The following is a 24,533-nucleotide window of genomic DNA, read 5'->3' as shown; positions in this document are numbered from 1 at the left end:
AATTCTTCAAAATTTTTTAAATTCTAAAAAATTATGAATCTAGACAATTTTACGTAAATTTTATAAATAACGAAAGATATCGTAAATTACGAATTATTATAAAAAAATTTGATAAACTATTGCCGTTGACTATAAATATTTTTGATTAGAATAATTTATAATCGCTAAAATTAAAGCAAGTCGATTTAACATTGAAATAGCGATTATTTTTTAGATAGATTTAGGCAATATGAATATGAATTACTTCATACTGACTGTAAATACTGGCATTTTTTCATTATTTTCAATGGATTTCAAAAATAATCTTGCTGTTTTCATTGCTTCTGCAATGGTTACATCCATATCAAGATAACGATAGGTTCCCAGTCGTCCAACAAATGTAATATCAGGTTCCTTTTCGGCCAATTCTATATATTGATCCAACTGATTCATTTCACCTACAAGACGTATTGGATAGTAAGGCAAATCTTTTTCTGTACATAAACGGCTATACTCTCTATAACAAACCGAGCCTTCATGACTTTCCCAAGGAGCAAAATATTTATGCTCTGTTATACGGGTATATGGAACGCTTTCCTCTCCATAATTCATTACAGCAGTTCCCTGGAAATCACCCTGATATGTGAATCTTTCGAAATCTAGGGTGCGGTATGCTAAACGACCATATTGATGATGAAAATAACCATCCAATGGACCACTATAAAATACATGTTTATAATTTTTTGCTTTTTCCTTATCAAAAACTGTATTCAAAGAAATTTTAATTCCAGGATGATCAAGAATATTATCTACCAAATCTGTATAGCCCCTTTTTGGCATTCCCTGAAATTTGTGACTGAAATAATTATCGTCATAATTGAAACGAACAGGTAAACGCTTTAAGATAGATGCTGGCAATTCAGAGGGATGCAGTCCCCATTGCTTAAGGGTATAACCCTTGAAAAAAGCTTCATATAATTCCTTACCAACAAATTTCAAAGCCTGTTCTTCAAATGTCTCAGGCTCTTTAATTGACTTATCACCTTTTTCGGCAATAAGTTCTTTTGCTTGATCAGGAGATAATGCTTTCTGGAAAAATTGGTTAATCGTGTGCAGATTAATCGGTAATGAAAAAACCTGTCCCTTAACTGTGGTCTTCACACGATTGACATAGGGCATCATTTCTGAATATTTATTTACAAAATTCCATACGTCTTCATTATCTGTATGAAATATATGGGGACCGTAAATATGTACCATGACTCCTGTATCTTTGTCCCGTTTAGAGTATGAGTTTCCAGCAGTATGGGATCGTTCATCAATAATATGCACATTCCAGTCATTTTCTGCAAGAATACGGCCAATCACAGCACCGGAAAAACCGGCACCAACAATTAAAACTCTTTTTTCAGACATTCATACCACCTTCAAAACTATTTATCAAAATATACAGAATTTACATTATCAATCTGAAATTATCAATTTTCTAATAATTAATTATTTCATTAATCCAGATAAAATATGATAATCTTATCTCTTATGCAAATTATTTAAAAATGGGGAAATGTTCTAGCTTATGTCATCAATTCTTCCGCCAAAAGCACTTAAAAAAGAGAAAATCATAAAACAACTGGGATTTACAAGAACTGATCCTTATGCCTGGTTAAAAGATGATAATTGGCAGGAAGTCTTGTCCAATCCTTCAAAACTAAAAAAAGAGATAAAACAATATCTTGAACAGGAAAATAATTATGCTAATAAAATAATGCAGCAGACTAAACCGTTACAAAACAAGCTTTTTCTTTCCTTGAAATCAAAATTGGCTGATAAAGAAAGCAGCCCTGAACTTCCTGACGGTAGCTGGATATATTATTCACGATTTGAAGAGGGAAAAGAGCATAAGTGTTTTTATCGAAAATCAATTCATGATTTTGAAGAACAATTGCTTATTGATCCAAATATTCAGGCAAGTACTATTGATTATTATAAAATAGGCTCGGTTTCACACAGCCCTAACCATAAATACTTTGCCTATATTGAAGATACCCAAGGCTCAGAAATTTGGTATTTAAAAATTAAAAATCTGGAGACAGGAGATTTATTACCACAATCCATTTCACCCTGTTCTGGATCTTACTGTTTTTCACCATGCAGTCAGTATATATTTTGGGTCTATCGCGATGATCAAGGCAGACCTACCGCAATTTACAGACATCATATAGCCACTTCCCAAGATACTCTAGTTTATAAAGAAAAAGATTCAGGCTTTTTTATTAATATTGAGCGTAGTCTTTCCAACCAATGGATTTATATAACAGCCAATAATCATGATACCAGCGAGGTCTGGATCATATCGGGACAACACCCCACACATGCAGCAATATGTTTTAAAAAAAGACGAACAGGTGTTTTTTACAAAATAACAGATTGGAACAATCATTTTATTATTTATACAAATGAAGATAATGCATACAATTTTAAACTCATGCGATTGCCCATACCGAATAATTTGATACAGGATAAAATAGAAAGAAAAAATTGGCAAAATTGGATTAATCATAATCCTGATGTTTACCTAATGGAATTCAAGGCGTTTAAAAATTATTTTATAAGATTGGAACGTCATGAGGTTAATACAAAAATAATCATAACCAATACAAACGATGAAAATGAAATTATCTCAGGTGATGAAGATGCATACCTTCTTTCCCTGGATGAAACGCTTGAATATGATACAGAATGGTTACGATACAGTTATCAGTCCCCTACAACTCCACGTTGCTGGAATCGTTTTCATATTCCAACTGGTAAAAAAGAAATCATTAAACAGCAGAAAATTCCTTGCGGTTATAATTCAAGCCTTTACGTATCAAAAAGGATATGGGCTATTGCAAACGACGGTGAAAAAATTCCCATGACCTTGACCTATCGTAAAGATATTGAATTAAACGGTAAAAACCCAACCCTTCTTTATGGTTACGGATCATACGGATATGCAATTGACCCTGTTTTTTCCATAACAGCACTGAATTATATCGACCAAGGGTGGATTTATGCCATAGCCCATATTCGTGGTGGATCAGAAAAAGGTTGGAATTGGTTTATGGAGGGGCGTCGCTTCAAAAAAATAAACACTTTTACCGATTTTATTTGCTGTGCCGATTATCTTGTTGAACAAAATTATACGCAGCCAAAAAAAATCGTTGCTGACGGAAGATCAGCAGGCGGTATGGTAATGGGATATATAGCCAATGAACGCCCTGATCTTTTTGCGGCAATCATTGCTGTCGTTCCTTTTGTAGACATATTAAACACAATGTCAGACATTACTTTACCTCTCACACCTCCAGAATGGCCAGAATGGGGCAATCCTCTCAAAGATTCAAAAGCTTATCAATATATAGCCAGTTATTCACCTTATGATAATATAAAAAAACAAGACTATCCTGCCATACTTGCAATGGGAGGCCTGACAGATCCCCGTGTTACCTATTGGGAACCATCAAAATGGATTGCAAAACTAAGAGATCACAATATATCGTCTAATCCCTTGCTTTTGAAAATAAATATGGATTCAGGGCACGGGGGGGCTGCAGGTCGATATACAGTCTTAAAAGAGGCCGCCTTCATTCAGGCCTTCGCCATTTCCATTGTCAAGCAAGAATTATAACGGATATGTTGGGGAATAATAAAAATGTCCCATAATGATCATATAATCAATAGAAAAATTTCACGCCAATTGTCACTGGCAGAGCAAATCCATAATCAAACTATAGCCCACAGTTGTTTAAGTATCGTATTGATACTATTTGGTCTATATACCATTAAAGCCTTTTTGTTTTCCCTTATTTGGGGAATTATCTTTGCCATAGCATGCTGGCCATTTTACAAAACTGTCAAGCAAAAATGGCCCTATGAACGATTTAATTTTATACTACCATTTATTTTTTCCTGTTTTATTACCCTGGTTTTTCTTCTTCCCCTGGGTTTTATAGCACTTGAAGCAACAAAAGATTTGCAAACAGGCATAAGTTGGGTCATTAAAATTAGTCGTGAGGGTTTACCACCACCCGAGTGGCTTAATAAAATTCCAGTTATAAACAATAATATCATTCACTGGTGGAAAGAAAACCTTGAAGATCCATCTTCTGCCTCGACACTAATTTCCAATTTGCATCTAAGTCATGGAGTATATGTTACACAAAAAATAGGATCACAAATCCTTCATAGAGGTTTACTGTTTTTCTTTTCAATTTTAACCTTATTTTTTATTTTTAAAGATGGAGAATCAATTATTCATCAATGCAAATCAGGTTCGAGACGATTGTTTGGCAAACAAGGGGAAACAATTGCTCAACAAATGATCTCATCAGTTCATGGAACAGTTTCGGGACTAGTTCTGGTCGGGCTAGGACAGGGTATCATTCTCGGAACCCTATACTATTTTCTGCATATACCGCATGCGGCATTGTTGGGCATATTGACAGCCTTGGCTGCAATGATCCCCTTTTGCCCCCTAATTGCCATTGGTATAGTTGCGTTTATCGCTTTTTTTCAAGTTTCCTATTTGATCGCTTTAACTATACTGATTGTTGGCTGCATCATTATTTTTATTGCAGATCATTTTATCAGACCAGCTTTGATTGGTGGCTCAACAAAATTACCATTTATATGGGTATTAATCGGTATTTTGGGAGGGTTGGAATCTTGGGGGATGATTGGTTTATTTATCGGTCCAGCGATAATGGCCGCCATAATTATGTTATGGAACAATTGGACAGCTGAAAAAAGAAAATATTAACGAATATCGGGCAGGCGGGATTCGAACCCACGACCCCCAGTCCCCCAGACTGATGCGCTACCAGACTGCGCTACTGCCCGTCAAATCTATACAGCCATATAGCAGTCAATTTTATTTGGATCAATATAAAATTAAGCCTCAGTTATTATTTTTCTCAATTCTTGCAACTCAACTAAAACATTTTTTAATGAATCAATCAGCATTGTTTTTTCATTTTTCAATTTTTCCAATTCCTTACATAAATCTTGCTGATTATTTTCATCTGTATTTGTCAGATCATCATTTGAGGATTGAGATTCATTTGTTATCGATATATCAGATTCCGATTTAAAATTTAATTGTTCATTATCCGAAACTTTATTATTCAACAATTCTTCTTGTAAAAGACGCTGAACACCTTTTATCGTATATCCTTGGATATATAAAAGTTCAGATATATACTTTAGAAGCGTTACATCTTCAACACGGTAATAACGACGACCACCACTTCGTTTTATTGGTTGTACCTGAGGAAAACGCGTTTCCCAAAAACGTAGAACATGTTGGGGTACATGAATTTCATCAGCCACTTCACTAATAGTACGGAAAGCCCCAGGTTCCTTTTTGGTAACTCCATTATCTTCTGAATCAGGATCTACTTTTTCATTCGATTGACTAATAATCTGAGCAGAGTTACCTTGGGTCATTATTTATCCTTTCAAGAAGATTTTTTAATCATACCCTCATTAACATTTTTTTTCAATTTCTGACTGGAGCGAAAACTCAAAACATATCTAGGTTCAATTTCAACCTCGACACCTGTTTTAGGATTACGCCCAATTCTGTTTCCTTTTCTTCGGACAGAAAAAGTACCAAATCCACTGATTTTAACCGAATCACCCTTTTCCAAGGTTGTAACGATTTTTTCCAAAACCGTTTCTAGCAATTGAGCTGATTCACTACGGGACAAGCCAATATGACTATAAAGTTTTTCAATTAATCCTGCACGAGTTAAAGTTTGCATAGTCTAAAATAATTACAATCCGTTACTGAAATGACAAGTCTAACACCATTCATTCAATAGTGTTACCAAATAAATTCTGTATTATTTTTAAATTAATTTTTTAAAAATATATTTACAATCTTACCAATGCAGACCCCCAACTTAAACCGCCTCCTATTGCTTCAATTACGATTAAATCACCTTTTTTCATACGATTATCTCTCACGGCTTCATTCAAGGCCAACGGTATGGATGCCGCAGACGTATTGGCATGCCGATCAACAGTTGCAATCACCCTTTCAGGGGGTAATTTGATTTTTGCACCCATACGTGAAATAATTCGTAAATTTGCTTGATGTGGAACCAACCAATCAATATCACGATACATTAGATTGTGATCATTTAGCGCTTCTTCAATAACCTCGGATAGTTTTGTTATTGCATGACGAAAAACTTCCTGTCCTTTCATGCGTAAAAAGCATTGATCTTGAAATTTTGCAGGTGTGCCTTCCACATATAATAAATCCGCATATTGACCATCCGTATGCAAATAGCATCCAAGAATTCCTCTCTCGGTCTCCGTGTTAACAGCACTTAAAACAACAGCACCCGCACCATCACCAAACAAAACGCAGGTCCTTCTATCCTTCCAATCAAGAATTCGAGAATACACCTCACTACCTATCAGCAATACATTTTTTGCCTGTCCACAACGAATAAAATTATCTGCAACTGATAATCCAAATACAAATCCAGCACAGGCAGATGAAACATCAAATCCAAAAGCCTTTTTTATTCCAAGCGCTTTTTGAATTTCAACCGCAGTACTTGGAAATATTTTGTCAGGTGTACAAGTCGCGACAACAATTGCATCAATATCCTGCACACTCATCCCTGCATATTCAATTGCCTGCCTTGCGGCCTCAACAGCCATGGAAACACATGTCTCACCTTCCGAGACAATATGACGTTCGCGAATACCTGTACGTTCACGAATCCACTCATCAGATGTATCTACCATCAATGTCAAATCATCATTTGTTAAGATACGCTTAGGTAAATATCCACCAAATCCAACAAGTTGTGAACGATAAATCATCCCTATAGAAACCCTTTAATTTAATATAACCGCTATTACTGTGGATTTACCTGTGATAAACCCGTAAGGATTTCTTCATAAAATCCGTGCTTGATCATATCCATCGCAACATCCACGGCATATGCAAAACCTTCTTCATCCGTACCTCCATGAGATTTCACAACAACCCCGTTTAGACCTACGAAAATTGCCCCATTATAACGTTTGGGATCCAGCCATTCACGCATACGTTCCAATCCGGGTCGAACAAACAGATAACCCAACTTTCCTCGCAAGCCAGAACTGTAAACTTGTTTTAAAAGGTGAAAAACGAGTTTGAGGGCACCCTCACCTGTTTTTAATGCAATATTTCCAGTGAATCCATCTGTAACAACAACATCTGTTGTACCTGCCGTTATATCGTGTCCCTCTACAAATCCATAAAATTGTCCGGACAAAGGGCTATTCCGCAACACTTCGGCTGCATTTCTAAGACGATCATCACCCTTCAATTCTTCTGAACCAACATTTAAAAGTCCAATTGTGGGTTTAGGCAAACCAAGCACAGCTTTTGCAAAAGCGTTACCCATTATGGCAAAATCAACCAAGTTTCGACTGTCACAGGAAACATTCGCCCCCAGATCTAACATTACAATATCACCTTTAGCTGTTGGAGTAATCGCAGCCATTGCCGGGCGTGCAATACCAGGCATCGTTTTAACGATAACCTGTGCCAGTGCTAACATTGCACCACTGTTTCCGGCAGAAACAACCCCTTTGGCTTGTTGCGATGCAACACTTTGCATGGCAAGACGCATAGATGAATTTCGTAATTTCAAAGCGGAAGTAGGTTTCATTTCCATTGGAACAGCCACGTCTGTATGCTGAACATCGCATATTTTGGCTGCCTTGGAATATGTTTTCAGTAACGGAGACAATTTTTCTTTATCTCCGATTAACAGTATTTTTGCTTCTGGATGTCTAACGGCTGTAATCTCAAGACCCTTGATAACAATTTCAGGGGCATGATCCCCCCCCATTGCATCAATCGCAAGATCATATTGAGGCTTCGTTTGAATATCTGATTCTGCAGTCATAAATACAGTTACAATTTATAAAAACCATTAAACTTAACATCAAAATGTTGTTATCGGTATTTATAATACGCTTTCCAGTCTTATTGATGTACTGCGGTCTTCAAAGCATCTCCGGCAGCGACGACTTCACGACCATCATAATAGCCACAGTGGCTACATACATGATGTGGACGTTTCAGTTCACCACAATTTGCACATTCACCATAAGCCTCAGTGCGTAAAGCATGATGACTACGACGCATTCCACGACGTGATGGTGACGTTTTCTTCTTTGGAACAGCCATGGGATCCCTCCTATCCTAATTTATCTAATAATTTAACCAGTATAACCAATTTCATTCGACATGATTGAACTTTCAAATTGAAGCAACCTGTCTAACAGAATATCGGCTTTTAAGCAAGCTTGAAAAAGCGTATCAAGGTTTCCCTAACACTTTTGAAAAACAATATACTTTAATTGATTAAAATAACAAGAATATTAATATACAAATATATTATAAAAAAATAATTTTTAATCCTTTTTCAATTTTTCCAAAATTTTAAATGGACTGTCTTTTTTACATTTAGTCCCTTGTATTTCCAAATCTTTCTCTTTGATTATCAGTTTTTTTTCAACATTTGGCTTATGAGGATAAGGATCCAGTAATAATGCTAGTTGCTGTGCGGTTACTTCTCCAATGTCAATATAGTCATTATCATAAGGAATGATATCTGGATCATCCAGCTCCTCCAGTTCACTTGAAACTTGAGACAAAGGTATAAAAATCAACTCAAATCCATCTTCGATATCAACCGGAAAATCCTCTAGGGAAACAACACAATTTTGTATTATGCTGCTTTTCAGTATTCCCTGCGCCCTTATATGCCCACCATGAAAATAAGCCAATTTATAAAAACATGACAAAAAAAGAATTTCAGGAATTGAAAACCGCTCAGCCAAAGCCTTTCTTTCTGATTTATTTGCTTCAATGGTAACCCTGAATTCTTTTTTTTGTATTTGATTGATAAATATTTTTTTTGAAAACTCGCAACAGTTATTCATTTTTTTCTTTCTAATGTTTTTTTTTGTTGCAGTTTAATTTAAACTACAATACCTCTTTAATTATAAGATTAATTTTTCGTTTAACTTGAGGATCATGTATTCATTATGCCTTCCAGCTTCAACAAAAAACCTCTTGTATACCTTCTTAATAGTAAATCCTGTCCTCAATTTAAGCAAAAAACAAGCAAGAATATTATTTTAGGTTCCTTAATCTCTTGCAGTCTATTATTTTCCGCCTGCTCAGTTCTCTCTCCCCCTCCAATGCCAAGAGGAACAATAATTGAAAAAAATGACCTTTCTGCATTAAAAGTTGGTAGTACCAGTAAATCAGATGTTATCGACATTTTGGGATCTCCTACAACCTACGCGACATTTAATAATAATAACTGGATTTACATATCGATGATGACTCATCTTGTCCCGCTTTCCTATCCAGGAATAAAAAAACAAAAAGTGCTTTCCTTATATTTTAATGAAAGTGGGACATTAACAAAAATACAAGAATTGGGTAAAAGAGACGCTAAAAATGTCAGCATGGTATCAGAGGTAACTCCAACTCCTGGAACAAAAACTAATTTTTTCCAGCAATTATTAGGAAATATTGGCAAATACTCTCCACTAAGTGCAATGGGACTTGGAAGTACCTTCGGACCGAACAGTAACGGTGGTCCTTTCTCAAGCAATCCACTTACAACGGGTGGACCTGGCAGCTCAGGAAATACATTGCCATAAACCTATCTGGGTATAAATATCATTACTCTCAGCCCTCCCAATGGGCTGGTTTCTAATTTTATATCACCACCATGTCCCTGAATTATATTTTTCGCAATAGACAGTCCCAATCCAGTGCCTTTTTGTCTATTACCTGTCTCAAATGGCGTGAATACACTTTCTCTTCTTTCGATTTCTATTCCAGGACCGTCATCATCGATGATGAACTGTATTCCTTTTCCTTTCATATGAACCCTTAGTTTTACATCCCCCCCATATCTTTTAGCATTATCTAAAATATTGGAAAAAACTCGACGTATGCTATGAGGTCTAATAATCAAATCTGGCAGGTCATGATCAATTTCAACTGACAAAAATCGCGTATCAGCCCGAGATGCTGCTGCAACACAATCTTTAATTAACTGAGAAACATCTGTTAAAACCGGTTCTTCCGTTCCTTCACCCCTTGCAAAGGAAAGGTAAGCAGAAATCATTTGTTCCATTTCCTCAATGTCGGTAATCATTTCCAAGATATCTTGAACCTGTTCCTCAGCATTAAACATTCCTTTTTGAGGGAGCATGGCTAAACTCAACCTTAATCGGGTCAAAGGCGTTCTCAAATCATGAGAAACGCTTGCCAATATAACAGTACGCTGTTTGACATATCTTAAAATTCTTTCACGCATGACATTAAAGGCAATTGCTGCATTCCTTAGTTCTCTTGAACCATCAGGATGTAAATTACCTGGATCAATCCCTTTACCAAATTTTTCAACAGATCTGGATAATCTTCGAATGGCCCTGAACTGTATCCACGCAAAAACAGAAGTCATTATAAACAAAACCAAGGCACTTCCCACAATCCAGAAAATAAAAAGCCAAACACTACCAGCCGTTAATTTTTTTTTGGGTATTAGAATGTCCACTACACTTTGTTTTAATTCTATGGATATCTTGACCTGATCTTTTATACTGAACCAGTCAACAACAAACCGTTCATCAAGTCGATCCGCCAGGGTTTGATTGAGAAGCTCATCAACAGGTCCGATAATATTCGATTTTTTTCTTGAGTTTCCAAGGAATATTTGACCTTTGCGCCAGGTAATCGAGTATTGAAAATATTTTTGTGCATCTTCAATAATCTGATTGTATTTTATTCTCGAATTAGTTTGGTTAAACTGATTGACGATGAACTCAACCTCACTGCCAACAGTATCTGTCAAACGACGAGAAACAGTACTAAGATAATTACCATAAAACAATTCCAGTGAAATTGTTTGCGTAACAATCAATGGAATTAAAATCATCAAAAGTGAACGACTAAATAAAGAGCGCGGCAAAATTCGTCGTACAGTGCGTTCAACAATAAATTTACGATTTATAAAATAATTTGGAATTTTTAAATTCGTATATGAATTTTTCACAATTATATTTTCTGTTATTAATTAATTTTTTAATATCCAGGTTTTAAAACATACCCTTTACCCCTTACGGTATGTAAAAATTGCGGTTGTCGAGGGTCCGTCTCAATACGTCTTCGTAACCTTGTTACTTGAACATCAACAGCACGCTCACCAATTTCCTCCATTCCAATTTTTTGAACGATTTCCTCACGGGATAAAATCTCATTAGGTTGCGCCGCCAATACCCTTAACAAGGCTATCTCCCCCCCTGTTAAATGAATAATGCCATTTTTATCGCATAACAAATTTCGAACAGGGTCAAACTCCATATTTCCAAGACGAATTAAACGTATATTTTCCGCTGCAATGGGTTGCGTCAATCGACGAAACTGAATTTTCAGCCGAAGCAACAACTCTTTGGGTTCGAAAGGTTTTCCTAAATAATCATCTGCACCAGCTTCCAATCCAGCTATGCGATCTTCCGGTTCTCCCCTGGCTGTCAAAAGGATGATCGGCATATCCTTGCCTTCCTCCCGAAGGGAATGTGTCAATTGCAAACCATCCTCACCTGGCATTGTAACATCCAGTACCAATGCATCAGGTTGCAAAAACTTTAACATTTGACGTGCCTCATATGCCGATTCTGCTCCACTGATCCGGAAACCATTTTCACTTAAATAACGCTGTAACAACCGGCGTAAACGCGGATCATCATCGATAACTAAAATATGTAAAATATCTTTTTCGTTTGGTGATTTGTTATTTTCCGACATTATTTTTATCTTTGATTTTACTAATGGTAAGATTTTCTAGCATTTTTTTGGATTTTTTACTGATCATACCATATAATATACGCTGGAATCCTTCTATATATGTATTATTGGAAACCTCTCTAAAAGCGCGAACAAATTGTTTGCGTTGAAGACTAAAAAGTTCCTCCTCTAGTTTTTTCCCTTTTTTTGTCAAGAATAACACTTTTTTCCTGCGATCTGTTGGAGTTTGCTGAAAATAGACAAAATCTTGTTCAAGCGTCTCTCTTAATACGCGATTCAAACTTTGTTTTGTAATTCCAAGCATTGAACATAGCTCACCTACCGAAATCCCAGGATAATGACAGATAAATTGCATCAATCGAAAATGAGCCAACCCAATTCTATATTCATCTAATATTGGTTCAACGATAGACATGGCTTCATGATGGATAAAAAAAAATATATCCTGCATAAATCGAATTTTATCTTCATGCAGAAATAATAACTCTTCACCAGCTTTGTATAAAGGTAAATCAAAATTTATAGAACGAGACAAATAAAAAACTTTATATAAGTTGAAAACCGTGAGACAATAATAATCTATTTTCTTTTTAAATAAAATAGAGTATGTTTGCGGTAAACTTATAACAATTATAAACATTGATATACACTATATACCTTACTACTTAACTTTTAACTTTAACAGGAGATGATGACCAAGTGCAGGTTTTGGTTAGAGACAATAATGTTGATCAAGCTTTGAAAGCTTTAAAAAAGAAAATGCAACGCGAGGGAATTTTCCGTGAAATGAAACTTCGTCGCCATTATGAAAAACCCTCTGAGCGACGTGCCCGTGAGGCTGCAGAAGCTGTAAGACGTGCACGTAAAATGGAACGTAAACGTTTGGAACGTGAAGGTTTTTAATCCACAAAAGTTTTATTCTTATAAAAGAAATTAAATGATATTTCTTTTATAAGATATATTCTAAAGTAAATTTACATTTTACAATGTCAGTTCTTATCACCAAAAATCCATTAATCTAAATTGAGCAAATAATATTAGATACGAATTAAATTTGCCCAAAATATTATATTGATAATGTTGATTACCAGCATTTCCTATGCTGAACATAACCTTACATATCGTTGTAATTGATCTTATTCATCCAATGAATAATAATTTTTCAAAAGTTATGTTAAAAACTTTATATTCAATATTTTTAATTTTTTCCATTTAAATGATCAAGAATAAGTTTTCCCATCTCTTGCGTGTTTACCTCTTTTTTTCCCATACTCATAATATCCGGTGTACGATAATTTTGGTTTAATACCAATTTACATGCATTTACGATTTTCCGTGAATTTTGTTGTTCATTAAATGAATATTTCAACATCATCGCCAAAGAAAGAATTTGTGCCAAGGGGTTGGCTTTTCCTTGTCCAGCTATGTCTGGAGCACTGCCATGAATTGGTTCATACAATGCTGGAATAACCCCATTTGACTGTTTCTCCCCTAGTGTAGCTGAAGGCAACATACCCAAACTTCCCGTCAGCATTGCAGCCAAATCTGACAGAATATCCCCAAAAAGATTGCTGGTCAGAATAACATCAAATTGTGAGGGTTGACGGACCAATTGCATTGCACAATTATCTGCTAACATATGAGATAAATTGACATCTGGATACTCTTTTTGGTGAATCTCTGTCACCACTTCCTTCCATAAAAGACCGCTTTCCATCACATTACATTTATCAACAGAACAAACATGATTTTGGCGTTGACGAGCCAACTCAAAAGCTACACGGGCAATTCTTTCGATTTCTTTACTTGTATAAACTTCTGTATTGATTCCCTTACGAGTTCCGTCAGGTAATGTTTCAATTCCTCTGGGAGAACCAAAATAAACGCCTCCTGTGCTTTCGCGAACAATCATTAAATCCAAACCCTTAATGATCTCAGGTTTAACTGAACTGGCCTCAATCAGAGAATCAAAAACAATCGCTGAACGTAAATTGGCAAATAAGCCAAGTTCTTTACGTAAACCAATAATCCCTAATTCAGGTCGATTATTAAAATCAATATTATTCCACTTCGGTCCACCCACAGCTCCAAAAAGAACCGCATCAGCTTTTTTTGCTTTTTCAATAACCTTTTGAGTTAATGGTATTCCATTTTGATCTATGGATGCACCTCCAACCACTTCATATTCAAGCTTGAAAGATAACGTCGAGTTTTTATCTGCCCACTCAAGTACTTTTACAGCCTGTTCCATGATTTCTGGACCAATCCCGTCCCCTGGCAAAACCAAAATTTTTTTTTCTTTTGTCATAAAAATTCTCGCAATAATAAAAATAATTAAAAATATTGTTTTTTTTAACTTTATTAGTTTTAACAAAGAAAATGTAATTATCTATTACATAACCTAATTAAAAAAGCTTTAATTTTGAAAAAATAATTTTTGACCTGATTTATACATTGGTTTTTATTGTTAAGAATGAGTTTGCAAAAAAATTGTATAATTAATTTTAGACAAATATATTTTCTTATAAAATAATTCAATTTAAAGACTAATGCCTAGTTTTGTGATTAATTAAATATAAAAAATGGCTCAGTTAAATAAATGAACCATTTATGAATAGAATTAATTATATATTATGTTCATCAATTATTATCTCAGGAAACCAGGGTTGCTTTTCCTTTCTGTTTTTTTCAAAATTTTTAATTGATTCAACATGTTGCATGGTTTGACCAATATCATCCAAACCTTCCAAAAGCAATTGACGGCGTAATGGGTCAATTTCAAATTTAATTTTTTCACCATCAGGTCGTATAATTTCTTGATGTACTAAATCAACCGTTATACGAGCATTTGCTCCCATTTTGGTATCCTCAACCAATTGTTCACAAATTTCCCTGGACACCTTTATCGGCAATATTCCGTTTTTAAATGCATTATTAAAAAAAATATCCGCAAAGGAAGGTGCAATTACACATCGTATTCCAAAATCAAGCAAAGCCCAAGGCGCATGTTCCCTGGACGAACCACAACCAAAATTTTCATAACTGATTAAAATTTTCGCCTGACGATACGGGTCACGATTAAGTATAAAATCATTTCGTTCATTTCCATTATCATCATAACGCCAAGAATAGAAAGCGAATTTACCCAAACCACTTCTTTTGGTCGTTTTGAGAAAACGAGCCGGTATTATTTTATCAGTATCAATATTTTCTTCGGGTAATGGAGCTGCAATTGCTGTCAAACTGTCAAATTTTTCCATCACATCATATCCCTTACATCCGTTAATTCACCTTTGATTGCAGCAGCGGCAGCCATGGCTGGAGATACTAAATGTGTTCTACTGCCAGGACCTTGACGACCTTCAAAATTACGATTGGAAGTGGAGGCACACCTTTGTCCTGGTTCCAAACGATCTGGATTCATTGCCAAACACATGGAACAACCAGCTTCACGCCATTCAAAACCTGCCTCTTTGAATATTTTATCCAATCCTTCGGATTCAGCTTGTTTCTTAATTAATCCAGACCCGGGTACAGCCAGTCCCCAGACATGATCTGCAATTTTATGCCCTTTAAGAATATATGCCGCAGCCCGAAAATCTTCTATACGACTATTTGTACAAGAGCCTATAAAAACAGCGTCAATTTTTGTACCGGCAATCGGTTGACCAACTTTCAGATCCATATAGTTCAACATACGTTTTTTTCTTTTACGTTGAGATTCATCCTTCAATTTTTCTGGATCTGGCACTTTATCTTTAATAGATATCACATCTTCTGGACTTGTCCCCCATGTTACCATAGGATCAAGATTGTTGACGTCTATATCTACAACTTTATCATAATGCGCCCCATCATCAGAAACCAAACTTTTCCAGTAAGCTACAGCGTCATCAAAATTTTTCCCTTTTGGTGCAAATGGACGCCCCTTAATATATTCAAAAGTAACTTCATCAGGTGCTATGATCCCGGCTCTGGCACCAGCTTCAATAGCCATGTTGCACAAGGTCATCCGCCCCGCCATATCAAGATTTCTTACCGCTGAACCAGTAAATTCTATTACATGTTCTGTTCCACCAGCTGTACCAATTCTTCCTATAACAGCAAGAATAATATCTTTCGCACTTACACCTGGTTTTAATTTACCTTCAATATTAATCTTAAAATTTTTGGCTGGTTTCTGTAGCAAGGTTTGGGTTGCCATCACATGTTCAACTTCTGAAGTTCCGATACCAAAAGCAAGCGAACCAAATGCACCATGGGTAGAAGTATGACTGTCACCACAAACAATAGTCATACCTGGTAATGTTATCCCTTCCTCGGGTCCAACAACATGGACGATCCCCTGACGGGCAGATTTTAATGGAATGAATGGGACACCAAATTCCCTAACATTTTTCTCTAAAACTTCTATCTGATGACGACTTTCTCCTTCCTCCATCGGTTTATCCCGATCTGTTGTGGGAACATTGTGATCAATAACTGCCATCATCGCTTCCGGACTGTGAATTTTACGTCCAGCCAACCGTAACCCTTCAAATGCCTGCGGGCTAGTAACCTCATGAATTAAGTGACGGTCAATATAAAGGAGTGCCGTACCATTTGGAAGTTGTTTTACCACGTGACTATCCCACAACTTATCAAACAAAGTACGAGCTTTCATTTTTTTATCCTTTTAAAATTTTATATTCAATAAGTTTATATATCCAAAATAACAAGAAACTAAAATAATTTATTCTGATAATTTTTATAAATTATCAGAATATAAAATAAAAAATCAGTTCAACCTGTTAAACAGATTCTGTTTTTTTATTAACATCGCGATTACGTTCTGCAATACGGGCTGACTTACCGCTACGACCACGCAAATAATATAGTTTTGCGCGACGAACATGACCATGACGGACAACCGTAATCGCAGAAATTGTTGGAGAATAAAGAGGAAATACACGTTCCACTCCTTCACCATTTGAAATTTTACGAACGGTAAAATTACTATTTAGTCCCTTATTTGAACGTGCAATTACGACACCCTCATAAGCCTGAACACGTTTACGTTCCCCTTCAACAACACGAACATCAACTCGTACTGTATCCCCAGGGAAAAATTCAGGAATGGCACGATCTGCTGTTAAACGAGCAATTTCGTCAACCTCATATTTTTGAATAATATCCATCATCTTTTCCTTTAACAATATATAAATTCAGTCATTATTTTTAAGGTTACTGTTACGCTGGTAACTGTCCCACAAATCTGGTCTGCGCATTCTGGTCACCATTTCAGCCTGTTCTTGACGCCATGCAGCAATTGCCCCATGATGTCCTGAAAGTAAAATCTCGGGCACGTCATATCCCTGCCACTTGGCAGGTTTCGTATAATGCGGATATTCCAAAAGACCTTCAGAAAAACTTTCTTCTTCCCCACTGGTATCAGATCCCATAACACCAGGTAACAGACGTATGCAGGCATCCATTAAAACAAGTGCGGCAGGCTCACCACCAGAAAGAATGTAGTCTCCAATAGAAATCTCCTCTATTGAATATTTTTGAAATATCCGATCATCAATCCCCTCATAGCGACCACAAATACAATATAAACCACTCCCTGATACAAACCGCAGAATATCTTTTTGTTGCAATACACGTCCTCGCGGCGAAAAATAAACAACTGGACGATCATCCTGCGGTAAAGTAGCCTGTAAGGCAGCATCAAGTATATCCACTCGAATAACCATTCCTGCCCCACCACCAAACGGCGTATCATCAACAGCCTTATGTTTGCCATGACCAAACTGACGCAAATCATGCGTTTTCAAAGTCCATTTTTCCTCTTTTAATGCTTTGCCCGCCAGGGAAAATTCCAAAAAGCCGGGAAACATCTCAGGAAATAAAGTCAACAATTCAATCTGCCAACACATTTCCCTTATTACTTTCATTAGGTGAAACCTCAATAAAATGAGGTAAACAGATTTTTACCCATCCCGCTTCAAGATCAATTACCGGTACACATTGCTTTGTAAAAGGAACAATAATGATTTCTTTGGAATCCAGTTTGATTTCAAGACTGGTACCCGCACCATAATCATGGACATGATCAATGATACCAAACGCTTCCTTTTGCTGATTGATTTTCTGAACACGAGCCTGCAAACCAATTAAATCTACCAAATAGAATTCCTCTTCTTCCAAATCTGAAAAAGAATCTCTTGTTACGTATAACTTACGGTTTGTCAGATGTTCGGCATTTGTTCTGGAATCAACAGGATTTTTATTTCCATCATAAAGGATGGCAATTGGTTCATTTTTCCAGATTAAAGACCAGCGCTCCCCATGATTATCAATCAGTTCCTTGTAATTTTGTAGATCTGTTGCCTTTTCCAGATACGAATAAACCCTTACCAGCCCGTTAACGCCATGGGGTTTCCCGATCGTTGCAACATGAACCAACTGTTTTTTCATCAAAGGGGCAACCTTATTCAATAATCAACAATTAAGCCTCAGCTTCAGCTTCTTCTTTTTTCTTAGCTGCGGCTTCAGCACGTTCCTGGGCCTTTTTCTTCGGCGCAGACTTCTGAGGCTGTTCGTTATAGACAAATTTTTCCGCCAAACCAGCATTTGCCAAAAAACGTGCAACACGATCGGTTGCCTGTGCCCCTTTTGTCAACCAATAACTAATCCGTTCATTAAACAAACGAACTCTTTCAGCATGATCGGAAGGAAGCATGGGGTTATAAGAACCCACTTTTTCAATAAAACGTCCATCCCGAGGTGAACGGCTATCAGCAATAACTATGTGATAGTATGGACGTTTTTTTGACCCTGAACGGGATAAACGGATTTTAAGGCTCATTGATTCTTTTTCTCCAGATTCTAGCCATTAATGAAAGAAACTAACGCATCATCCCACCACCAGGTGGAGGCGTCATTCCTTTAGGTAAAAGAGCAGATAACCCCTGTCGCATTAAACCTTTAACGCCCAGCTTGTTAAACCGCTTCATCATGGAAGCCATCTGATCATATTGTTTTAACAACCGATTGACTTCCTGAACTGTTGTCCCCGATCCTGCCGCAATCCTTTTTTTACGAGATGCCTTAATAATATCAGGCTTTTTGCGTTCGGCCTTAGTCATTGATGAAATAATGGCCTGATGACGTTTAAGAATCGAGGTGTCTATCTCTTTATTGCCAAGTTTTTCTTTAACTTTTCCCATACCTGGGATCATGTCCATAATGTTGGAAATTGATCCCATTTTATTTATCTGTGAAATTTGAGTCGAATAATCATTCAAATCAAATTTTCCCTTGAGCATCTTCTTGGCAAGACGTTCATTTTCCTCTGTATCGAGAGTTTCAGAAGCTTTTTCAACCAGCCCCGCTATATCTCCCAATCCCAGAATACGGCTGGCGACACGTTCGGGATAGAATTCCTGTAATGCATCAACCTTTTCACCCATACCAACCAGCTTGATTGGGGCGCCAGTAATTGCCCGCATTGATAATGCGGCACCACCTCGTGCATCCCCATCCATACGGGTCATAACAACACCCGTAATCCCAACTTTCTCATTGAAATGCTTGGCTGTGTTAACCGCATCTTGCCCTGTCATAGCATCAACAACAAGAAGGGTTTCAACAGGCTGAACCGCATCTCTGATATTTTGAACCTCCTGCATCAAAACATCATCAATCGCCAAACGTCCAGCTGTATCCAGGATAACAATATCATATCCCTCTAAACGACCGATCTCCATGGCCCGCTTGGCAATTTGCAATGGATTTTGTCCCTCGATAATTGGTAATGCAGTTATGCGTATCTGATTGGCCAATTGCTGCAATTGCAATTGGGCGGCAGGACGATAGGTATCCAAACTGGCAAGCAATATTTTCTTGCGTTCACGACGATTTAGGAAATATGCAATCTTTGCCGAAGTCGTGGTTTTACCAGATCCTTGCAAACCCACCATCAAATAAGGAACAGGTGGCGCAGCATTCAATGCAAGAGGTACAGCACCTGATCCACCCAATGCATCAATCAATGCATCATTTACAATTTTGGCAATTGCCTGACCAGGTGAAATATTGTGCAAGACTTCCTGACCAACAGATTTTTCCTGAACCTTTTTAACAAATTCCTTGACGACAGGCAAAGCAACGTCTGCATCAAGCATTGCCAAACGGATCTCACGCATAGCCTCATTAACGTCTTCCTGAGACAATGCCCCCCGTTTCGAAAGTCCGTCAAATACACCAGAAAGTTTACCAGATAAACGGTTAAACACGTTTTTTTCCTACATTTACACAATAAATAACGCGTTACTGCACGAGCCTTCGTGAGGTAACGTTTCTTAATCTAGAAAATAAAATTAACCTGATTTTTAATTGGTTGTCAATTGAATAATTGTTTAATAAGAAGCATGTTGTTCAATTCTATCTGTCACCATGCTTCTTATAAAAAGCTTCAGCTAATTATTGATTATTATTGAGCTTGGTTAGGCGCAACCATTGGTGCTGCGGTTCCATTTGTTGCTGTTTGACGCATCTGTCCACGCAATAACTGCATTTGACCATGAATGTCCTTCATCTTGATGATACGCGCTTTTAACTGAACCAACTGGTCTGGTGTCAAAATGTTACGAAGGGCAAGTAATGTCTTGGTATGATTTTCAGCAGTTTCTCTGTGAAGTTTTTCCAATTTATCCACAAATGGATCAAGATTTCCTTTTGTTACTTTACCAGGTGCCAATAAAGCATTTGCCATATCTCTATGTACAGCCTCAACTTGCTGACGAGTGGTTTCTTCCTTTAATCGAGCACTATCGACGATTACCTTGGCTTTTGCCTGTTGTTCGGCGCTAAGATTAAGATTTTCGAACATGTATCCCAATGGACCAACCGCAGGCCCAAATATGCCACCGGGAGGTGGAGGTGGAGGTGCCATTCCAACAGGTTGGGCCATTGCGGATACCATACTGCCAAGGCTTAGACCGCCGGCAACAACCAAAGAGGTTAACATTTTCTTATTAAACATAAAAAGCCATCCTTTCTTTATTGAAAAGCAATAAAAGGTTTGGACTCTTTTATCACTTAGTTCAATTTTATCAAAGTTTTAGGCAAAAGTATGAAGATTTTTTATATTTATTACAAAATAATTTTAAAAATGTGTTTTTTGAGTTTCATTGTTTTTCATGAATATATGGATTCTTGCTATCTCTGAATTGCAAACGGATTGGCGTTCCAGGCATATCAAAAATTTCACGCAAACCGTTCATCAAATATCTCTGATAATCCAGGGGAAGTTTTGAAGTTCTAGTTCCAAATAATATGAAGGTTGGTGGTCGGGCCTTGGCTTGCGTGATGTAACGTAATTTTAATCTGCGTCCATCAATCATGGGAGGGGCATGCCTCAAAATAGCCTCTTCAAACCAACGGTTCAATTCCCCTGTCGGAATACGTTTGTTCCAAACATCATAGGCTTTTCGAACCGCGGGTATTAATTTATGAACCCCTCGACCTGTAAGAGCTGAAAAAGCAATGATAGGAATGCCATGCATTTGTGAAAGCGACATCTCAATTCTATCTCTTATAGTCTGGCGGGTGGCCACCCTATCCTTTAAAATATCCCACTTATTAAGCGCAATAACGCAACAGCGTCCTTCTCTTTCAATTAGACGGGCAATTTGTAAATCCTGTTCATGAATGCCCAATTCAGCATCAATAACCAAGACAACCAATTCGGCCATTTTAAGGGCTTCAATACTGGCAGAGACAGACATTTTTTCAAGTGTCTCATCAATTCTGGCTTTTCTCCTCAATCCGGCGGTATCAACCAATTCAATTTCCCCTTTTTCATCGTGAAAGGATACTGAAATTGAATCCCGTGTTAATCCAGCTTCCGGCCCGGTGATTAAACGCTGCTCCCCTATCAATTGATTGATCAAAGTTGATTTGCCGGCATTGGGACGTCCCACAATTGCCAATCTCAATGGTTTATCTTCAGAGTTTTCCAATGATATATTTAATGCCGAATTATCCTGGAACTGTTCAATTGGAAGCACCGCCTCAATCCGGTCCACAAGATCCATGATACCTTCACCATGCTCTGCAGAAACAGGAATGGGTTCCCCCAAACCAAATTTATACATTTCCAAGGCGGCTACATTTCCGGAATGACCTTCGGCCTTATTCACAACCAAAAGAATTTTACGCCCCTGTTTTCTCAACCATTGCGCAAAATGTTCATCAACAGGTGTTACACCCATTCTGGCATCAACACAAAAAAGAATCACATCTGCCATATCAACCGCCCGTTCGGAGGATATACGCATACGACCATGAACAGTTTCGGGATCATCCTCTTCCCATCCAGCCGTATCAATTAAGGTAACGGGGCGATCGTTTAGAAGAATGTCAACTGATTTCCGATCTCGTGTCACCCCCGGCTGATCGCTTACAATTGCAAAGCGTCTTCCCGCCAGCCGATTGAATAATGTCGATTTACCGACATTAGGACGACCCGCGATCACAATAACAGGCAATTTGTGTTTAGCCAATGTCACGTATTTTATTTCCTAACCAAAAGCAGTTAATTTACCATCTTGCCCCAGGATCAGCAAACGCTCATTTACAACCACCGGAGCTAGAGCGGGAGTTATACCTGTTTTAACAATATTGGTTATTTTACCTGATGCCGGACTGAAGGTTACCAGTCCAATATCGTTAAAATCACTGATACAGATAAGTTGTCCGCCTGCCAATACAGGACCATACCAAGCAATGGGATCTTTATATTTTTCCATATTCTTGAAACGTCTCAGTTGAGTGACCCAACGAACCCGACCCGTTACACGGTCGAGACAAGCCAGTTGCTGATCAAGGGAAAGAACAAATAACCAATCGCCAATAACAACCATTGAATTTTGACCTGAAACTTCACGTTCCCAAATACGTCGACCAGACCTTAAATCCAGTGCCACCAAGATTGAACCGATACTTATAGCATATACCGTACCATCAGCAATTACAGGAAGCGCACTGATTGCCGCAAAATCCACAAAAGCATTACGACCATTTCGACCCAGCGTATCAGTCCAAATCTGCTCCCCGGTATTTGCCCGCAACGCAATCAAATCTCCTGATCCAAAGCCTGCGACAAGAATGCCTTCTGAATAGGCTGGTGCTGGCTGACCAAATAATTTTGTTTGAACACTGCCTGTACTATAGGACCATAACTGATTTCCCGTTTTTGTATCCAAACAAAATAACCGTCCATCAATGGTGCCAAAAAACAATAACTGGTTTACGATTGTTGGTGCGGAACGACCAGGTGTACCAACATCCACACGCCATACAACCTTTCCCGTTTCCCGATCCACCCTCAAAGTTTCGGCCACGCCATCCACAATATATAAAGCATCCTCGGTTAATCCAATACCACCTCCCAAATTACTTGATCTTGACTTTTTCTTTTTGGGATTTAGCCGCCATAGCAACTTACGTGATTGCCAATCAAACGCAGTTACCTTACCCACAGCATCCATTGTGAAAAAATGATTGCCATCTATAACCGGAGTTGTATTGATGATGCCCTGGCCTTTTGATCCCAGCGCAATATAGGATAAAGGGCTTGGTTCGGAATTTCCTGATCCGATACTGCAACTCCACATTCTACGCACGCCACCCATCGCACTGTGAATTGAGGCATGATCAGCCGTTCTTCCCTCAAGCATCCATTTCTCGTCGATAACTGGTGATGGAATAGTGATTGGAGTTTTGTCACTATGATCGACCATCAGTCCGGCACCAGTACTAAAAACGTCTATTCGTTTACCAATAATAACAGGTTTATTATCCTTATGCCCGCAAGCTGCCAAGGCCATTCCAGTTGCGGTTGTCGCAAGAATCGATCGACGTGAAAATTTCTTTTTTATAGGTAGAATATCTTGCATCGTTAAACCCTTTTATTCGCTGCAATAACCTGCAACATCACATTTGCCCTTTTCCGTAGTTCTGGACTGGCATTCATATCCGTAGATAAACGTCCAAAAACCTGTTTCGCCTCTATAACTTTACCAGTTTTGAGATCCAAAATCGCCTCACACTCTCGTGCCAAAGCATACCAGGGAGTCTTGTGATCCAACAATTCTCTGATACGATTATGTAATTCACCTGGATCTACATTATCAAGATGGTTTTCAATCCACAATAAATTAGCCAGATTACGAAAATCAGGCGATGCAGTTTTATCAAATCTCAAAGCTTCCCAAATTGCGGATGCCTCTTTAAGCTTTCCCTGATCCAGTAGTAATGATGCTTGTTTTAATTGTGCCAATGCCCGTATAGATTGGGGAGAATGATTGGATATATGATTAAATTCACCAATGATCTGGTCAACCATCTTATCATCTTTGGATTGAGGAGATAACTGTACTGTTTTTTGCATGACCTGCATATAAGAATTTGATGCATTTACAATTTTCTTATGCTTTTGCCAATGATTAAACTGTAAAAGACCAAATACGGCCAGACCAGCAATAATAACAACTATTGCCAATTTAGCATAACGTCTCATGAAATAATGCAGTTTTTCTGTCCGTAATTCTTCATCTATTTCTTTAAACAGGTCTTCTGACACTTACAGTTTCTCCTTTGTGCGTTTATTATGACTTGA

General features: G+C 37.6%; 26 protein-coding genes and 1 tRNA gene. 4 read left to right on the top strand and 23 right to left on the bottom strand.

Annotated elements, in window-relative coordinates; all coding sequences use genetic code 11:
- Positions 1–240 precede the first annotated feature (240 nt).
- The gene (glf, locus tag H3T46_RS00960) at positions 241–1,395 is read right to left on the bottom strand and encodes a UDP-galactopyranose mutase (RefSeq protein WP_155565343.1); all 1,155 of its coding nucleotides are present in this window, start codon (positions 1,393–1,395) and stop codon (positions 241–243) included.
- A 160-nt stretch (positions 1,396–1,555) separates the two neighbouring features.
- Here glf and H3T46_RS00955 point away from each other — a divergent pair, with 160 nt between their 5' ends.
- Positions 1,556–3,649 carry a S9 family peptidase gene (locus H3T46_RS00955; RefSeq protein ID WP_198197147.1) on the top strand — a complete coding sequence of 698 codons (2,094 nt, stop codon included), beginning with the start codon at positions 1,556–1,558 and terminating at the stop codon, positions 3,647–3,649.
- Between the two features lie 24 nt (positions 3,650–3,673).
- On the top strand, positions 3,674–4,780 hold the full coding sequence (locus tag H3T46_RS00950; protein ID WP_198197146.1) for an AI-2E family transporter: 1,107 nt from the start codon (positions 3,674–3,676) through the stop codon (positions 4,778–4,780).
- A gap of 6 nt (positions 4,781–4,786) precedes the next feature.
- On the opposite strand, the gene H3T46_RS00945 is transcribed toward H3T46_RS00950, so the two are convergent.
- The 7 genes from H3T46_RS00945 to H3T46_RS00915 form a co-directional block, all read right to left on the bottom strand.
- Positions 4,787–4,860, bottom strand: a tRNA-Pro gene (locus H3T46_RS00945).
- Positions 4,861–4,911: 51 nt separating this feature from the next.
- Positions 4,912–5,466, bottom strand: a complete 555-nt coding sequence (locus H3T46_RS00940) for a MerR family transcriptional regulator (RefSeq protein ID WP_198197145.1) — start codon at positions 5,464–5,466, stop codon at positions 4,912–4,914.
- Positions 5,467–5,477: 11 nt separating this feature from the next.
- Positions 5,478–5,783 carry an integration host factor subunit alpha gene (locus tag H3T46_RS00935; RefSeq protein ID WP_155565340.1) on the bottom strand — a complete coding sequence of 102 codons (306 nt, stop codon included), beginning with the start codon at positions 5,781–5,783 and terminating at the stop codon, positions 5,478–5,480.
- 112 nt (positions 5,784–5,895) lie between these two features.
- Positions 5,896–6,861 carry a beta-ketoacyl-ACP synthase III gene (locus H3T46_RS00930; RefSeq protein ID WP_155580317.1) on the bottom strand — a complete coding sequence of 322 codons (966 nt, stop codon included), beginning with the start codon at positions 6,859–6,861 and terminating at the stop codon, positions 5,896–5,898.
- A 35-nt stretch (positions 6,862–6,896) separates the two neighbouring features.
- Complete coding sequence (gene plsX / locus H3T46_RS00925) at positions 6,897–7,937, bottom strand: phosphate acyltransferase PlsX (RefSeq protein WP_155565338.1); 1,041 nt, start codon at positions 7,935–7,937, stop codon at positions 6,897–6,899.
- An 80-nt stretch (positions 7,938–8,017) separates the two neighbouring features.
- A complete protein-coding gene (gene rpmF / locus H3T46_RS00920) occupies positions 8,018–8,221 on the bottom strand; it encodes a 50S ribosomal protein L32 (protein ID WP_155565337.1) in 204 nt (67 codons plus the stop codon).
- 227 nt (positions 8,222–8,448) lie between these two features.
- Positions 8,449–8,979: a DUF177 domain-containing protein gene (locus H3T46_RS00915; RefSeq protein ID WP_155580316.1), complete on the bottom strand. Its 531-nt coding sequence runs from the start codon at positions 8,977–8,979 to the stop codon at positions 8,449–8,451.
- Positions 8,980–9,084: 105 nt separating this feature from the next.
- Between H3T46_RS00915 and H3T46_RS00910 the strand changes: the two genes are divergently transcribed.
- Positions 9,085–9,711, top strand: a complete 627-nt coding sequence (locus H3T46_RS00910; protein WP_155580315.1) for an outer membrane protein assembly factor BamE — start codon at positions 9,085–9,087, stop codon at positions 9,709–9,711.
- Positions 9,712–9,713: 2 nt separating this feature from the next.
- Here H3T46_RS00910 and H3T46_RS09010 read toward each other — a convergent pair whose 3' ends face one another.
- Genes H3T46_RS09010 through H3T46_RS00895 form a run of 3 tightly spaced genes read right to left on the bottom strand, consistent with a single transcriptional unit; the run spans position 9,714 to position 12,401 of the window.
- Positions 9,714–11,114, bottom strand: coding sequence for an ATP-binding protein (locus H3T46_RS09010; protein WP_198197144.1), 1,401 nt, complete (start codon positions 11,112–11,114; stop codon positions 9,714–9,716).
- A 29-nt stretch (positions 11,115–11,143) separates the two neighbouring features.
- On the bottom strand, positions 11,144–11,866 hold the full coding sequence (locus tag H3T46_RS00900) for a response regulator transcription factor (protein ID WP_110438910.1): 723 nt from the start codon (positions 11,864–11,866) through the stop codon (positions 11,144–11,146).
- Positions 11,853–12,401, bottom strand: a complete 549-nt coding sequence (locus H3T46_RS00895; RefSeq protein WP_196424118.1) for a MarR family winged helix-turn-helix transcriptional regulator — start codon at positions 12,399–12,401, stop codon at positions 11,853–11,855. The genes H3T46_RS00900 and H3T46_RS00895 overlap by 14 nt, the downstream gene beginning before the upstream one ends.
- Before the next feature lie 164 nt (positions 12,402–12,565).
- Here H3T46_RS00895 and rpsU point away from each other — a divergent pair, with 164 nt between their 5' ends.
- Positions 12,566–12,769 carry a 30S ribosomal protein S21 gene (gene rpsU, locus H3T46_RS00890; RefSeq protein ID WP_084440514.1) on the top strand — a complete coding sequence of 68 codons (204 nt, stop codon included), beginning with the start codon at positions 12,566–12,568 and terminating at the stop codon, positions 12,767–12,769.
- Between the two features lie 295 nt (positions 12,770–13,064).
- On the opposite strand, the gene leuB is transcribed toward rpsU, so the two are convergent.
- The 12 genes from leuB to H3T46_RS00830 all read right to left on the bottom strand — a co-directional run bounded on the left by leuB (position 13,065) and on the right by H3T46_RS00830 (position 24,497).
- Positions 13,065–14,174 carry a 3-isopropylmalate dehydrogenase gene (gene leuB, locus H3T46_RS00885; RefSeq protein WP_155580312.1) on the bottom strand — a complete coding sequence of 370 codons (1,110 nt, stop codon included), beginning with the start codon at positions 14,172–14,174 and terminating at the stop codon, positions 13,065–13,067.
- Positions 14,175–14,490: 316 nt separating this feature from the next.
- Positions 14,491–15,126, bottom strand: coding sequence for a 3-isopropylmalate dehydratase small subunit (gene leuD, locus H3T46_RS00880; RefSeq protein WP_155569147.1), 636 nt, complete (start codon positions 15,124–15,126; stop codon positions 14,491–14,493).
- Positions 15,126–16,529, bottom strand: coding sequence for a 3-isopropylmalate dehydratase large subunit (gene leuC / locus H3T46_RS00875; RefSeq protein WP_198193262.1), 1,404 nt, complete (start codon positions 16,527–16,529; stop codon positions 15,126–15,128). Before leuC ends, leuD begins: the two co-directional genes overlap by 1 nt.
- 127 nt (positions 16,530–16,656) lie before the next feature.
- Positions 16,657–17,043 (bottom strand): 50S ribosomal protein L19, encoded by a 387-nt coding sequence (rplS, locus tag H3T46_RS00870; protein ID WP_110438906.1) that lies wholly within the window; start codon positions 17,041–17,043, stop codon positions 16,657–16,659.
- Between the two features lie 27 nt (positions 17,044–17,070).
- Positions 17,071–17,784 (bottom strand): tRNA (guanosine(37)-N1)-methyltransferase TrmD, encoded by a 714-nt coding sequence (gene trmD, locus H3T46_RS00865; protein ID WP_110438905.1) that lies wholly within the window; start codon positions 17,782–17,784, stop codon positions 17,071–17,073.
- Positions 17,768–18,325: a ribosome maturation factor RimM gene (gene rimM / locus H3T46_RS00860; protein WP_198197143.1), complete on the bottom strand. Its 558-nt coding sequence runs from the start codon at positions 18,323–18,325 to the stop codon at positions 17,768–17,770. The genes trmD and rimM overlap by 17 nt, the downstream gene beginning before the upstream one ends.
- A gap of 31 nt (positions 18,326–18,356) precedes the next feature.
- On the bottom strand, positions 18,357–18,716 hold the full coding sequence (gene rpsP, locus H3T46_RS00855) for a 30S ribosomal protein S16 (protein ID WP_110438903.1): 360 nt from the start codon (positions 18,714–18,716) through the stop codon (positions 18,357–18,359).
- Positions 18,717–18,756: 40 nt separating this feature from the next.
- Positions 18,757–20,145: a signal recognition particle protein gene (gene ffh / locus H3T46_RS00850; RefSeq protein WP_198197142.1), complete on the bottom strand. Its 1,389-nt coding sequence runs from the start codon at positions 20,143–20,145 to the stop codon at positions 18,757–18,759.
- A gap of 197 nt (positions 20,146–20,342) precedes the next feature.
- Entirely contained in the window at positions 20,343–20,894 is a 552-nt protein-coding gene (locus H3T46_RS00845; RefSeq protein WP_110438901.1) for a Spy/CpxP family protein refolding chaperone, read from the bottom strand.
- Between the two features lie 145 nt (positions 20,895–21,039).
- A complete protein-coding gene (der, locus tag H3T46_RS00840) occupies positions 21,040–22,416 on the bottom strand; it encodes a ribosome biogenesis GTPase Der (RefSeq protein WP_232349999.1) in 1,377 nt (458 codons plus the stop codon).
- A gap of 18 nt (positions 22,417–22,434) precedes the next feature.
- Positions 22,435–23,811: a PQQ-binding-like beta-propeller repeat protein gene (locus H3T46_RS00835; protein WP_198197140.1), complete on the bottom strand. Its 1,377-nt coding sequence runs from the start codon at positions 23,809–23,811 to the stop codon at positions 22,435–22,437.
- Positions 23,812–23,813: 2 nt separating this feature from the next.
- Entirely contained in the window at positions 23,814–24,497 is a 684-nt protein-coding gene (locus tag H3T46_RS00830) for a tetratricopeptide repeat protein (RefSeq protein ID WP_155565325.1), read from the bottom strand.
- Between the last annotated feature and the right edge of the window lie 36 nt (positions 24,498–24,533).

It is taken from the genome of Commensalibacter sp. M0133, assembly GCF_016101485.1.
Classification (GTDB): Bacteria; Pseudomonadota; Alphaproteobacteria; order Acetobacterales; family Acetobacteraceae; genus Commensalibacter; species Commensalibacter melissae.
Note: the sequence above shows the minus strand (reverse complement) of the source record. Positions and strands in the feature narration are given on the sequence as shown.